This is a genomic window from Pseudomonas sp. MF09150, assembly GCF_059862355.1.
The window spans coordinates 1,248,065-1,260,605 of record NZ_JCBCUS010000001.1 but is presented as its reverse complement, the minus strand read 5'-3'; the positions used below and the strand labels follow the sequence as shown (position 1 = coordinate 1,260,605).

The 12,541-nt window shown below is 65.1% G+C and carries 13 protein-coding genes; 7 read left to right on the top strand and 6 right to left on the bottom strand.

Annotation, left to right across the window (positions count from 1 at the left end; translation table 11 throughout):
- The first annotated feature begins 58 nt into the window (after positions 1 to 58).
- Positions 59 to 1,144: a diguanylate cyclase gene (locus AC19YX_RS05305; protein WP_078473691.1), complete on the top strand. Its 1,086-nt coding sequence runs from the start codon at positions 59 to 61 to the stop codon at positions 1,142 to 1,144.
- Positions 1,145 to 1,245: 101 nt separating this feature from the next.
- Here the strand turns inward: AC19YX_RS05305 and AC19YX_RS05300 are convergent, their stop codons facing one another.
- The 5 genes from AC19YX_RS05300 to AC19YX_RS05280 form a co-directional block, all read right to left on the bottom strand.
- Positions 1,246 to 2,595 (bottom strand): APC family permease, encoded by a 1,350-nt coding sequence (locus AC19YX_RS05300; protein ID WP_078473690.1) that lies wholly within the window; start codon positions 2,593 to 2,595, stop codon positions 1,246 to 1,248.
- Between the two features lie 191 nt (positions 2,596 to 2,786).
- Positions 2,787 to 3,539 (bottom strand): N-formylglutamate amidohydrolase, encoded by a 753-nt coding sequence (locus AC19YX_RS05295; protein WP_500605835.1) that lies wholly within the window; start codon positions 3,537 to 3,539, stop codon positions 2,787 to 2,789.
- On the bottom strand, positions 3,523 to 4,875 hold the full coding sequence (locus AC19YX_RS05290; protein ID WP_500605834.1) for a type I glutamate--ammonia ligase: 1,353 nt from the start codon (positions 4,873 to 4,875) through the stop codon (positions 3,523 to 3,525). Before AC19YX_RS05290 ends, AC19YX_RS05295 begins: the two co-directional genes overlap by 17 nt.
- Positions 4,872 to 5,516 (bottom strand): cysteine hydrolase family protein, encoded by a 645-nt coding sequence (locus AC19YX_RS05285; RefSeq protein ID WP_500605833.1) that lies wholly within the window; start codon positions 5,514 to 5,516, stop codon positions 4,872 to 4,874. Before AC19YX_RS05285 ends, AC19YX_RS05290 begins: the two co-directional genes overlap by 4 nt.
- A gap of 2 nt (positions 5,517 to 5,518) precedes the next feature.
- On the bottom strand, positions 5,519 to 6,373 hold the full coding sequence (locus AC19YX_RS05280) for a MurR/RpiR family transcriptional regulator (RefSeq protein ID WP_500605832.1): 855 nt from the start codon (positions 6,371 to 6,373) through the stop codon (positions 5,519 to 5,521).
- Positions 6,374 to 6,800: 427 nt separating this feature from the next.
- On the opposite strand from AC19YX_RS05280, the gene AC19YX_RS05275 reads away from it, so the two are divergent.
- Together AC19YX_RS05275 and cobF are read left to right on the top strand one after the other, a co-directional pair.
- Positions 6,801 to 7,364, top strand: a complete 564-nt coding sequence (locus AC19YX_RS05275; RefSeq protein ID WP_078473685.1) for a histidine phosphatase family protein — start codon at positions 6,801 to 6,803, stop codon at positions 7,362 to 7,364.
- 58 nt (positions 7,365 to 7,422) lie between these two features.
- Positions 7,423 to 8,184, top strand: coding sequence for a precorrin-6A synthase (deacetylating) (cobF, locus tag AC19YX_RS05270; protein WP_201130394.1), 762 nt, complete (start codon positions 7,423 to 7,425; stop codon positions 8,182 to 8,184).
- Between the two features lie 15 nt (positions 8,185 to 8,199).
- Here cobF and ftrA read toward each other — a convergent pair whose 3' ends face one another.
- Entirely contained in the window at positions 8,200 to 9,174 is a 975-nt protein-coding gene (ftrA, locus tag AC19YX_RS05265) for a transcriptional regulator FtrA (RefSeq protein WP_201130396.1), read from the bottom strand.
- A gap of 103 nt (positions 9,175 to 9,277) precedes the next feature.
- Between ftrA and AC19YX_RS05260 the strand changes: the two genes are divergently transcribed.
- From AC19YX_RS05260 to AC19YX_RS05245, 4 genes are all read left to right on the top strand, one after another.
- Entirely contained in the window at positions 9,278 to 9,712 is a 435-nt protein-coding gene (locus tag AC19YX_RS05260; protein WP_500605831.1) for a rhodanese-like domain-containing protein, read from the top strand.
- Positions 9,713 to 10,079: 367 nt separating this feature from the next.
- On the top strand, positions 10,080 to 10,859 hold the full coding sequence (locus tag AC19YX_RS05255; RefSeq protein ID WP_500605830.1) for an ABC transporter substrate-binding protein: 780 nt from the start codon (positions 10,080 to 10,082) through the stop codon (positions 10,857 to 10,859).
- A 103-nt stretch (positions 10,860 to 10,962) separates the two neighbouring features.
- Positions 10,963 to 12,075 (top strand): succinylglutamate desuccinylase/aspartoacylase family protein, encoded by a 1,113-nt coding sequence (locus AC19YX_RS05250; protein WP_500605829.1) that lies wholly within the window; start codon positions 10,963 to 10,965, stop codon positions 12,073 to 12,075.
- A 28-nt stretch (positions 12,076 to 12,103) separates the two neighbouring features.
- Entirely contained in the window at positions 12,104 to 12,496 is a 393-nt protein-coding gene (locus AC19YX_RS05245) for a hypothetical protein (RefSeq protein ID WP_500605828.1), read from the top strand.
- Positions 12,497 to 12,541 lie beyond the last annotated feature (45 nt).

Below are 12,541 nucleotides of genomic sequence, written 5' to 3'. Positions count from 1 at the left end.
GACTGCTCGGCAGTCCCAGTAGCCTCATCGACCCTCGTACTGCTTGCACGGAGGAGCCTTGGCCCCTACGCCACATACACCAGGGAAGGGACTTTCATTGGCCAGGAGGCTATACAAGTCGCGGATCCTGGGTCTGGCCCTGGGCTTCTTCTGCGTCGCCGCAGCCATGCAACCGCTGCAGCCCCCGGCCTGGCTCTGGGGCTTCATGCTGTTCAACGCCTTTGCCTGGCCGCACCTGGCGTACCAGTGGGCGCGCCGGTCACGGGTGCCGTTTCGCGGCGAACACCGCAATTTGCTGGTGGACTCGTTCCTCGGCGGGTTCTGGGTCGGCGCCATGCATTTCAATCCGCTGCCGACCACGACCACCCTGGCGATGATGGCGATGAACAATATCGCCATTGGCGGTGTGCGTTTCTTTCTCGCCGGGAGCCTGGCTCAGGCCCTGGGGATCGGCGTCTCGCTGCTGCTGTTCAGCCCGTTGTTCATCGCCGAAACCAGCCAACTGCAAGTCTATGCCTGCCTGCCGATGCTGACGTTGTACCCGCTGGCCCTGGGGTATATCTGCTACCAGCAGGCGTGCGTGCTGGCCGGGCACAAGCGCGAGCTGTTGGCCCTGAGCCGCACCGACAGCTTGTCCGGGCTACTTAACCATGGCGCCTGGAAGGATCAGCTGGAGGTTGAGTTCCAACGCTGCCGACGCCAGCAGCAGGGTGGGGCCATTGCCCTGATCGACATTGATCACTTCAAGGTCATCAACGACACCTACGGCCATGTGGCCGGCGATATCGTGCTGCGCCAACTGAGCAAGATCCTGCGCCAGAACCTGCGGGTCAGTGATCAGATCGGCCGTTATGGCGGTGATGAGTTTTGCGTGATCCTGCCGGACGTGCCCCTGGAGCAGGCGGCCCAGTTGATGGAAGGCCTGCGCACCCGCTTCGGTGCCCTGGGCTACGAGCAGAACCCGGCGCTGCAAGTCAGCCTGAGCATTGGCCTGGCGGCGTTTGATCCGGAGTACAGCGACGCGGTCAACTGGCTGGACGACGCCGACCAGGCGCTGTACGAAGCCAAGACCACCGGCCGCAACAAAGTCAGCTGCCGACCGGGAGACGTGCCGTCGCGGGTGCTGCTCAATTCCTTGCATTGACCCCACCTGTAGCCGCTGCCGAGCCTGGCGGCAGCGGCTACAGGTGCGCCGGTTTCTATCGATTATCGATTGAAAGGACCCGCGCAACCTCGCGCTAGCGGCTACAAAGGTTCCTGGATTTTATAGGGTTCGCCGTTGCCCAGTTTGTTCAGCAGGAACAGGTACACCACGCCGACGACGATCCAGATGGCGCCCAGTTTCTGTGCCTCGATCCCCATGTTGAACAGGATCGCGCAGACGATCAGCAGGCCGATGGCCGGGCACACCAGATGGCGGATCACCTGGCCGGACTTGAGTCGGCGCCAGTAGTAGTTGATCACCGTCAGGTGCAGCAGGATAAACCCGCTCAAGGCGCCAAAGTTGACCAGTGAGGTCAGGGTGTCCACCGAGTCGATGAACAGGTAGCAGATCAGCAGCGACAGCACGGCCACCAGGTAGATGCTGATATGGGGCGTGTTGTGTTTGCGATGGACCCGGGCCAGGACCTTGGGCAGCTTGCCGTCGCGGGCCATGCCGAACAGCAGGCGCGACACCGCGGCTTGCGAGGTGATCGCCACCGCCACGCCCCAGGCCAGGGCCGTGGCCACCCCGGTCAGGGTCGCCAGCCAGCTGCCGGCGGCGATCTCGGCGATCTCGTAGAAGGCGGTGTCGGCGGACTTGAAGCCCATGCCGGCCGCGAGGTCGGTGGCGATCCAGGTTTGCACGACAAAGATCAGCCCCATCACCACCAGGGTGATCAACGCCGCCCGGCCGACGCTGCGCCCGGGGTCGCCCTTGACCTCTTCGGCCAGGGTCGAGATCGCGTCAAAACCCAGGAACGACAGCACCGCGATCGACACCCCCTGCATCAACATGCCGAAGTGGAAACCTTGCGGGTTGTACAGCGGCGCCAGGGTCAGTTGACCGTTGCCGGCGCCCCCGTGCAGGGCCGTCCAGGCGTAGAACAGGAAGATTCCCAGCACCACCAGTTGCGCCAGCAGAAACACGATGTTCATCCGCGCGGTAAAGGTGATACCCCGCAGGTTGACGAAGGTGGCACTGACCAGGAACGCGAGGATAAACCCGACCTTGGGGATGTCCGGGTACAGGTGGTTCAGCGCCATGGCCGCGTAGACGTACAGCAGCGGCGGGATCAGCAGGTAATCCAGGAGCATCAGCCAGCCGGCGATAAAGCCGACATGGGGGTTGAGGCCGCGCTGGGCGTAGGAATAGACCGAGCCGGCGATGGGAAAGGCCCGGGCCATGCAGCCGTAGCTGAGGGCGGTGAAGACCATCGCCACCATGCCGATGATATACGCCAGGGGCACCATGCCCGGGGCTTCCTGATTGACGTAGCCATAGACCCCGAACGGCGCGATGGGGATCATGAAAATCATCCCGTAGACCACCAGGTCCCTGAGGGTCAGTCCGCGTTTGAGTTCCTGTTTGTAGCCGAATTGTTCAATCTCCATGACACAGTGCTCCTGAGCAGGCATTGAGTGGGGTGCAGGCCCGCGCAACGTGGCGCGAGCGCACGTTGAACAAGGCCCGGTGTTCGAACCTGGCAGGTTAAAAGACACACCACGGCGGTTTTTGTAATTGTTCTACCGGTCCGGCAAACAGCAGTTGGTGCAACAGCGACAGCGTGATTCGACAGCAGGGTCTACAACAGCGGCGCCAGGTAATCGCTCCAGCGCCTTACCGCTTGCGGGGTGCGCAGCAGGTCGTTGCGCACCTCGATCAACACCGAGTCCAGGCCGCGCCCGTCGCCGTGCACCGGCACCGTCATGTCGCTGCCGGCCTCGATCCGATACGGCTGGTTGCCCGCCACCTGCAACGGGTGCTGGCCCAGGCCGGCCACCAGGCGTTCGGCGTAGGCCTGGGCGCGGTCGTAGAGCACGCCGATTTCCAGTTGGCGCGGCTCGCCGAAGTACACCGGGGTGAAGCTGTGGATGCCCACCACCCGTAGCGTTTTTCCGGCGGCCAGGCGCTCGTCGATCAAGCTCGCCAGGCGTGAGTGAAACGGTCGGAACAGGCACTGGCGCCGGTATTCGCGGGTGGCTTCATCCAGCGCCTGGTTGCCCGGCACCGGGTAGATCTCGCTCTTGAGCGGGATGCTGTCGGGGGCGTGCAGCGGGCGATTGAGGTCGATCAGCAGGCGTGAGTAATTGGCCGTCAGCAGCGTCGCGCCCAGGGCCTCGGACAGGCTCTCGGCCAGCGCCAGGGCACCGATGTCCCAGGCGATGTGCTGCTGCGCCGCTTCCGGGTCCAGGCCCAGGTCATTGAGCGGCGCGGGGATATAGCGGCTGGCATGCTCGCAGACCAGGATCAGCGGGTGCTCGGACGCTTCACGCAGCAGGCCATAGGCCGGCCGGTCGAAGTAGCCAAGCTCGGGGGTTTCAGTAGAGGCGTGCATAGTGTTCACAGAGTTGGGCCGGGTCAAGGTCTTGGGTCAGGCGCAGTTCTTCGTGCTTGACCGCCAGGTAAGTGTCGAGCAGTGGCTTGGGCACGTCCTGGGTCAGCGCCGGGTTGGCGGCCAGCAGCTCCAGGGCCTGGGCCAGGGAGCCGGGCAGGGCGACGATGCCGCGCTCCTTGAGCTGAGCCGGGCTCAGGGTGTCGGGCGCATCATCGGTGGTGGCGCGCAGGGCCAGCCCCTGCTGGATCCCCAGGCGCCCGGCGATCAGCACCATGGCCATGGCCAGGTGCGGCGAGGCGGTGGCGTCCAGGGCACGAAACTCCAGGTTGTACTGCGGCGCCACGTCCTTCCCGCCGAGGCTGACGGTCGGGCAGATACGCAACGAGGCTTCGCGGTTGCGTTGCCCGAGGCAGGCGTAGGCGGCGCTCCAGTGATGGGGTTGCAGGCGCTGGTAGGAGATCGGTGTCGGTGCGGTAAAGGCGCACAGCGCCGGCAGGTACTTGAGCACCCCGGCGGCCCAGCGCCGGCCCAGTTGCGACAGGCCATTGTCGGCCTGCGGGTCGTAGAGCTTCGGCCGGCCGTCGAGGTCTTGCAGGCTGATATGCAGGTGCACGCCATTGCACACCGCATGCTGCGACACCTTGGGTGAAAAGCTCACCTGCTGCCCCAGTTGCCGGGCGATTTCCCGGGTGATCTCCCGCACGTTCACCGCGCGGTCGGCGGCGGCCACGCCCGAGGTCGGGCGGCAGGTGATCTCGTACTGTTGCTTGCCGTATTCGGGGAGGAACATCTCCGGCTCGACCCCGGCGGCGCGCAGGGCGCTGAGCAGCCAGCCGCCGAAGTTCGCCCCCTGGCGCTGAGCGCCCAGGGAGAACGCCAGTTGCTCGGCTTGCGCGGGGGCGCCCTGCAGGTTGAATTCGTGTTCGAAGGCGGCGGTGATCTGCAGTTTCAGGTCGTCGCGATAACGCGCCACCTCTTCGCGCAGCAGGGTGCGCGGGCAGGCGGCCCAGGGCGTGCCGTCGGTTTCGCAGATATCGGCGTGGAGGTAATCCAGGGGCGCGGCCTCGGGATCCGGGCCGTTGGCGACGCTGACCCGGCTCGCCATGTCCGGGATCAGCCGCAGGTCGCCATAGGCGCCCCAGGGGTTGGCCTCGGCAATCTGGTCCTGCGGGGTCAGGGCGCTGTTGGCCGGGACCCAGCCACAGCCGGCAGCCTGGTAGCTGTCCAGCTCGTCGCTGGGAAAGGAACGCCCGCGGGTCACGCCGATCAGATCGGTGGTGACGATGCTGGTCATGGCCACGGCGGTCAGCGGCGTCACGCCGCTACCCCGGCTCATGCCGCCAACTCATGCAGGCGGTCGAGCACGGTCCGGGTGTCGGTGATCCAGCAATAACCCTTGATCGCATTCAGGCAGGCCAGGTGCCGCGCCTCGGTGTAGGTGGCGCAGGCGTCTTCCACCAGGGTCACCAGGTAGCCGCGATCGGCGGCATCGCGCACGGCCATGTCCACGCACTGGTCGGTGACGATGCCGGCGATGATCAGGTGCCGGGTCTGCAGGTTGCGCAGCACGTAGTCGATATTGGTGGAGTTGAAGACCCCGGACGAGGTCTTGGGCAGGATGATTTCGTTTTCCCCGGCCGCCAGTTCATCGATGATCGCCGCCTGCGGGCTGCCCTTGGGCAAGTGCATGTCCGACAGCTTGTGGTCCAGCGAGCGGTCGCGGCCGTCGGCGGTCAGGCTTTCGATCAGGGTGTGCAGCACGTTCTGCCGGGCGCTACGCATGGCTGCCAGGAGCTGTTGCTGGTTAGGGATCACCTGGGTCCGTGTCCGTTGCAGGAAGTACTGCGCGTCGGCGTCCTGCAGGTGCGGGTCGAACTGCGGTTCGAGCCAGGCACGTTGCATATCCACCAGCAGCAGGGCGGTGTGGTCGGCGACAAAGGGCAGGTCGCGGGGCGAGCGATGGGGCAGGCTGAACATGCTTACTGATCCTCCAGCAGGTGGGTGGCAAAGCTGTCCCGCAGGGCGTCGATACCCTCCAGGCGATCTTCAAGATGGTCGCCGCGCAAGGTCAGGCTGGCGATCAGCGCTTCGACCTGGGCCAGGGCCGGCACCAGGGTGTCGAAGGCCGAGACCGACTCCACCGGGGCGCTGATCACCAGGTCCGCCAGTTCGCGCAGGGGCGAGGCGTAGATGTCGGTGAACAGCACCACCCGGGCGTAGCGCGCCTTGGCCGCGCTGGCCACGCGCAGGGCCTGGGCCTGATAGCGGCGGTAGTCGAACAGCAGCACGATGTCCTGGCGTTGCAGGTCGTACAGGCGGTCGGGCAGGTGCGCGTTGTCTTCCAGGGCGAAGCAGCCCGGGCGTAGCAGCCGCAGATGGTTGAGCAGGTAGCCGGCGAGGAAGCTGCTGAAGCGGCCACCGAAGCAGTACACGGCGTGCCGGCTGTCGAGCAGCCACTCCAGGAGGATGCGGATGTCTTCGGGCTGGGTCAGCGCCTGGGTCTCCACCAGGCGCCGGGCGCTGTCATTCAGGTAGTGATTCCAGGCGTCATCCTGTTGCAGGTGCGAGCGCGGCTGCAACAGGGTGCTGGGCGAGCGCAGGCGGTCATCCATGTCGCTGAGCAGGGCTTCCTGGAAATCGGCATAACCGCCGAACCCGAGCTTTTTCACCAGGCGCACGATGGTCGGATCGCTGACCCCGGCATGCTCGGCCAGGCGCGACATGGGCCCCAGGCCGTTGCGCGGATAGTGGTCAAGCAGGGCCCGGACCACCTTGCGCTCGGCGGGGGTGAGTTCCAGTGCGGGGTCGGTGATCAGCTCTCTGAGCGAGGACATGGCAGCGCCTTGAATGTCGTGTGTTGTTTTTATTTCATATCGAGTGAAATTAGTATTTATGTAATTTACGCTACATGTCCAGCGAAAGTTTCAGCGCAGGTGAAATGCCCCGCAAGGGGGCGTAATGCTGTTCACTTAAGAACCAACACCGTACCTGTGGCGAGGGAGCTTGCTCCCGCTGGGGCGCGAAGCGGCCCTAAAAATGGGATGGCTGCGCACTGGCGCGCCGGCCGGTCCAGTCGGAGCAAGCCCCCTCGCCACATTGACCACACCTATAGCCGCTGCCGCCAGGCTCGGGCCGCGTGCGGACGCTGGCCGGTAGGGCGCCTAGGTCGGGGTTGGCAACGCAGTGGGAAATTGCCCGCCGGCCATGCTACAAACGCAACCTCAGCCCAGGCCGTCGATGGCCCTTTTTCGAGAACGCCCCGTGCAAGCCACCCGCTTGACCCTGATTTGTCATGCCCGAACCGTCGCCCAGAAACGCGCGTGCTTTCCCCTGGACGAGCCGCTGGAGCTTGACTGGCAAGCACTCGCCGGCTCGCGGGCGGCGCTGTTCAAGCGTCCGCCGCGCCTGCTCAGTGCCCCGGAGTTGCGGGCACGGCAGAGCGCCGGGTTGTATGGTGCCGAGCCGCAGATCGTCAGTGCCTTGCGCGACTGCGACATGGGTGATTGGGCGGGGGTGGCGCTGGATCACTTGCAGCAGCACCAGCCGCAAGCCTTGCAGGCGTGGCTGGCCGATCCCCAGGCGGCGCCCCATGGCGGTGAGTCGGTGGCGCAGTTGTGCGAGCGGGTCGCGGCCTGGCTGGACAGTGTGAGCCAGAGCCCCGGCCATGTACTGGCGGTGACCCATCCGCTGCTGATTCGCGCGGCCTTGCTGCAGGTCATGCAATGCCCGCTGGCCAGCTTCAATCACATTGATGTCGAGCCGCTGTCGGCCCTCGAACTACGCTTCAACGGGCGCTGGCGCCTGCGCCTGGATGCCCGGCCATAAGTGGCCGGGTCCCTAAGCCCCCCATACCGGGCTCCTGCCCACAGATTGAGAACCGCCCATGAAAACCCTCCTGATCATCGGCATCGGTGCCGGCAACCCCGACTACATCACGATGCAGGCGGTCAAGGCGCTGAACCGCAGCGATGTGTTCTTCCTCATGGACAAGGGGGCGAGCAAGGACTCATTGATCGACCTGCGCCGCGAGATCTGCGAGCGCTATATCACTGAGCCGGGCTACCGTTTCGTGCAGGCGCAAAGCCCGGAGCGGCTGCGTGGCGATGTCGATTACCAGGCCAGCGTCGAGGACCTCAACCGCGACAAGCAGGCGACCTTCGAACGCCTGATCGACGAGGAATTGGCCGATGGCCAGACCGGGGCCTTCCTGGCCTGGGGCGATCCGGCGTTGTACGACAGCACCCTTCGCATCCTGCAGGCGATTCTGGACAGCGGTCGCTGCCGCTTCGAGTTCGAGGTCATCCCGGGTATCACCAGCGTCCAGGCCCTGGCCGCGCAGCATAAGGTGCCGCTCAACCGCATCGGTCGCTCCGTGGAAATCACCACCGGGCGTCGCCTGGCAGCGGGGCAGGTGAGCGACGCCGACAGCCTGGTGGTGATGCTCGATGCCGAGGACTCCTATCGCCAGGTGCTGGACCGCGAACTGGATATCTACTGGGGCGCCTACCTGGGCACTGCGGACGAGATTCTGATCAGCGGCCGGTTACAGGACGTGGCGGATGAAATCCAGCGCGTGCGCAAGGCGGCGCGGGAGGCCAATGGCTGGATCATGGACACCTACCTGCTGCGCAAACCGGACGCCTGACGGGCGCCGCCGGCTTCATACCGGAGTCTTGGCGCCCCGGCCAAAGCGCTCGCGGTACACCGAGGGCGGCACCCCCACCACGCTGCGAAACGCCACGCGAAAACTCTCCACCGAGCGATAACCGCAGCGCAGGGCGATGTGCTCGGTGTGTTCGCTGCCGCTTTCCAGCAATTCCCGGGCCCGGGCCAGGCGCTCATGTTGCAGCCAGGCCTTGGGCGAGGCACCGGTGGCTTCGCTGAAACGCCGCAAGAATGTGCGCTCGCTCATCAGCGCCTGGCGGGCCAGGTCGCGCACCTCCAGTGGCTCATGCAGGTGTTCGCGCGCCCACTGCATGACTTTCGACAGGTCGCTGCGCGGCGTACGGCTGACCGGCGCCGGAATGAACTGGGCCTGGCCGCCGGTGCGCTGCGGCGACATCACCAGGCGCCGCGCCACCGAGTTGGCAACGTGGGTGCCGAAATCCCGGGCCACCAGGTGCAGGCAGGCGTCGATCCCGGCGGCGCTGCCGGCCGAGGTGATCAACTGCCCGGCGTCGACGTAGAGCACATCCGGGTCCACCTCGATCAGCGGGAAGCGCGCCGCCAGTTCCTCGGTGTAGCGCCAGTGGGTGGTGGCGCCACGGCCGTCCAGCAGCCCGGTGGCGGCGAGGGCAAACACCCCGGAGCAGATCGACAGCAAACGTGCGCCACGCCGGTGGGCGCGGCGCAGGGCGTCGATCAGGGGGCCAGGCAAGGGATCGCTGCGGCTGCGCCAGCCGGGAATGATGATGGTGCGGGCCTGCTCCAGCAGCTCCATGCCGCCGTCGGCCGTCACCTGGATCCCGCCGGTGGCGCGCATGGGGCCTGGGTCCACGGCGACGATGCGGTGCTCATACCAGGGGAAATCGAACTCCGGGCGCGCCAGGCCGAAGATCTCCACGGCAATGCCGAACTCGAAGGTGCACAGGCCGTCGTAGGCCAGGATCGCGACTAAACCGGGGTGGGCGTGCATTTGGCGGAAAGTTACCAGTCAGTGTCTTGTGCGCCACTGTAGCGGCGCGGGCGTGGCGGATAAAGTCTTTCTCTCACCCCCATTCGCTTTCGGAGATGCCCCCATGACCAGCCTGGTTCGTGATGTTCCCGCCGCCCCCTCGGCCATTGCCCTGATGCATTTTTCCAGCCGCCTGACCTTTGAAACCGACTGCTCCGATGTGCACGCCAGCCAGCAGGCGGGCGCGCTGGACTTCGTGTTGCTGGACGTGCGCGGCCCGCAGGCGTTCGAGCGCGGGCATGTGCCGGGGGCGATCAATATCCCCGGGCGGCAGATCAGCGCCGAGCGCCTGGCGGGTTACGCCCGGGACACGCTGTTCGTGGTCTATTGCGCCGGGCCCCACTGCAACGGCGCGAACAAGGCCGCGGTAAAACTGGCGGCGCTGGAGTACCCGGTCAAGGAAATGATCGGCGGCATCACCGGCTGGCTGGATGAGGGGTTCCACCTGAGCGCCCCCATCGAGCGCCCAGCACCCACCGTGATCGAGTGCGCCTGCTAAACCTGGCCTCCCCAACGACGCCAGTCGACCCACCCCGATTCCTGTAGCCGCTGCCGCAGGCTGCGGCTACAGGTGCAAGGCGTATTTCAAGGCCAGCACAGCGTTGCGGCAGCGGTTACAGGATTTGTGGAGGGGGTGTTTTCAATTCGACCGCCGGGTCGGATTCCGGACGGCGGGTGGGCGCTTTACCGGCTTTTGCACCGCTCTGGGGCGGGGCTTTCAGGGGGAAATGGCACGCGTGACTTTTTCATAAATATTTGTCGCATAAACGCAATTTGCTTCCCGGGGGCGCCTCTAGACTGCTGGCCACTTCGATTTCCCGTAATCGAAACCCAGCCAATAAAAGTCTCCACCCTTGGAGTTATAAATGAACAAGTTTGCGTTCTTCGGTGCCCTGGCACTGTCGATGTTTTCCCTCTGCGCCGTGGCCGATGAAGCCAAGCCGATTCGCATTGGTATCGAAGCCGGCTACCCACCGTTCTCGATGAAAACCCCCGACGGCAAGCTCACCGGTTTTGACGTGGATATCGGCGATGCGCTGTGTGAGCAGATGCAGGTCAAGTGTGTGTGGGTCGAGCAGGAATTCGACGGCCTGATCCCGGCGCTGAAGGTGAAGAAAATCGACGCCATCCTGTCGTCGATGACCATTACCGACGACCGCAAGAAAAACGTCGACTTCACCATCAAGTACTACCACACCCCGGCACGCTTCGTGATGAAGCAGGGCATCGAGATCAAGGACCCGCTGACCGAGCTCAAGGGCAAGAAAGTCGGTGTGCTGCGCGCCAGTACTCACGACCGTTTCGCCACCGAAGTGCTGGTCCCGGCCGGGATCAGCCTGGTGCGCTACGGCTCGCAGCAGGAAGCCAACCTGGACATGGTCTCCGGCCGCATCGACGCGCTGCTGGCCGACTCGGTCAACCTCGACGACGGTTTCCTGAAAACCGACGCCGGCAAGGGCTTCGCTTTCGTCGGTCCCGAGTACAACGATCCGAAATACTTCGGTGGCGGCGCCGGCATTGCCGTGCGCAAGGGGGATACCGCCCTGGCCGAAAAATTCAACACGGCGATTACCGAAGTGCGCACCAACGGCAAGTACAAGGCCGTGCAGGACAAGTACTTCAAGTTCGACGTTTACGGTGAGTAATCGCCAGCAGTGAAAAAAAGGTGGCGCCCGTTGATACGGCAGCCACCTTTTTTATGCGCTGCTGTTTTATCCTGCGCCACCCCATTTTCCTCAGGGAGCTGCCATGCAACGTATTGACCACCCATTGCCCTGGAGCCACCTGGGCAGCGAGCGCCAGCTCAGCGTGTTCCGCTTTGGCGCAGGTTTGCGCAAGGTGTATATCCAGGCCAGCCTGCACGCCGATGAGCTGCCGGGCATGCGCACCGCCTGGGAACTGAAAAAACGCCTGGGCGAACTCGAAGCCAACGGCCAGTTGCATGGCGTGATCGAGCTGGTGCCGGTGGCCAATCCCATTGGCCTGGACCAGTACGTGCAAAGCAGTCATCTGGGGCGCTTCGAGCTGGGTAGCGGGAAGAATTTCAACCGTGCGTTCTTTGAACTCAGCGGCCCGGTGGGCGACCTGATCGGTGGCCAGCTGGGCACTGACGCTGCGGCCAACGTGGCGCTGATCCGGCGCACCATGGGCCAGGTGCTGGACCGCTTGCCTGCGCCGGGCTCCCAGCTCGAAGCCTTGCACCGCCTGTTGTTGCGCCATGCCTGCGAGGCCGAGATCACCCTCGACTTGCACTGTGATTTCGAAGCGGCGATCCATCTCTACGCACTGCCCCAGCACTGGCCGCAGTGGCAACCCCTGGCCGCGCGGTTGAAGGCGGGCGTGGCCTTGCTCTGCGAGGACTCCGGCGGCAGCTCGTTCGATGAGTCCTGCTCCGCGCCCTGGTTGCGCCTGGCCCGGGACTTTCCCCGGGCGGCCATTCCCCCGGCCAACCTCGCTACCACCCTGGAGCTGGGCAGCATGGGTGACACCCGGGTCGAGCAGGCCCAGGCCAACTGCGAGGCGATCCTGGGGTTTCTGGCCGAGCAGGGTTTGATCAGCGGCGACTGGCCGCCAGCCCCCGATGCGTGTTGCGAAGGCATGCCGTTCGAAGGCACCCAGTACCTGTTCGCCCCTCACCACGGCGTGGTCAGTTTCCTGCGCGAAGCCGGCGAGTGGGTCGAGGAGGGCGATGCGCTGTTCGAGGTGGTCGACCCGCTGCAGGATAAAGTCAGCGTGGTACGGGCGGGCACCAGCGGCGTGCTGTTTGCCCTGGACCGTGGGCGCTACACCCAGCCGGGCATCTGGCAGGCCAAGGTGGCCGGGCGCGACGCGATTCGCGCGGGCAAGCTGATCAACGACTGACCCGATCTCTTTGAAGGCGAATGGCTCCATGCACCGATGTTCTCTGCTGATTCGCCTGCTGTTCGCCTTGTGCCTGTTGGCCGCGACCGCCAATCACCTGCGGGCCGTGCTCGATCACGGCTGGCTCTGGGATTACGGCTATGGCCCCCAGACCTTGCTGGCCAGCCGGGTGTTCTGGGGCGCGTTGACCGTGCTCGATCCGCTGGCGGCGCTGCTGCTGTGGTTCAGGCCGCGCTGGGGCCTGCTCCTGACCCTGGCGATCATTGCCTGTGACGTGCTGCACAACAGTTTCTACGTCGCCGCCCATGGGCAATGGACACAGACCTTTTACCTGTCCCAGCTGGGCTTTTTACTGGCGGTGCTGGTGCTGTCCCCCCTGGCCTGGCGCGGAGTGCGCTACCCGCTGAGGCCGGTCGGCTGAATCTCATCGCTGTTTGTCGGTCCGATCTTCAGTCACCCGCCTTGT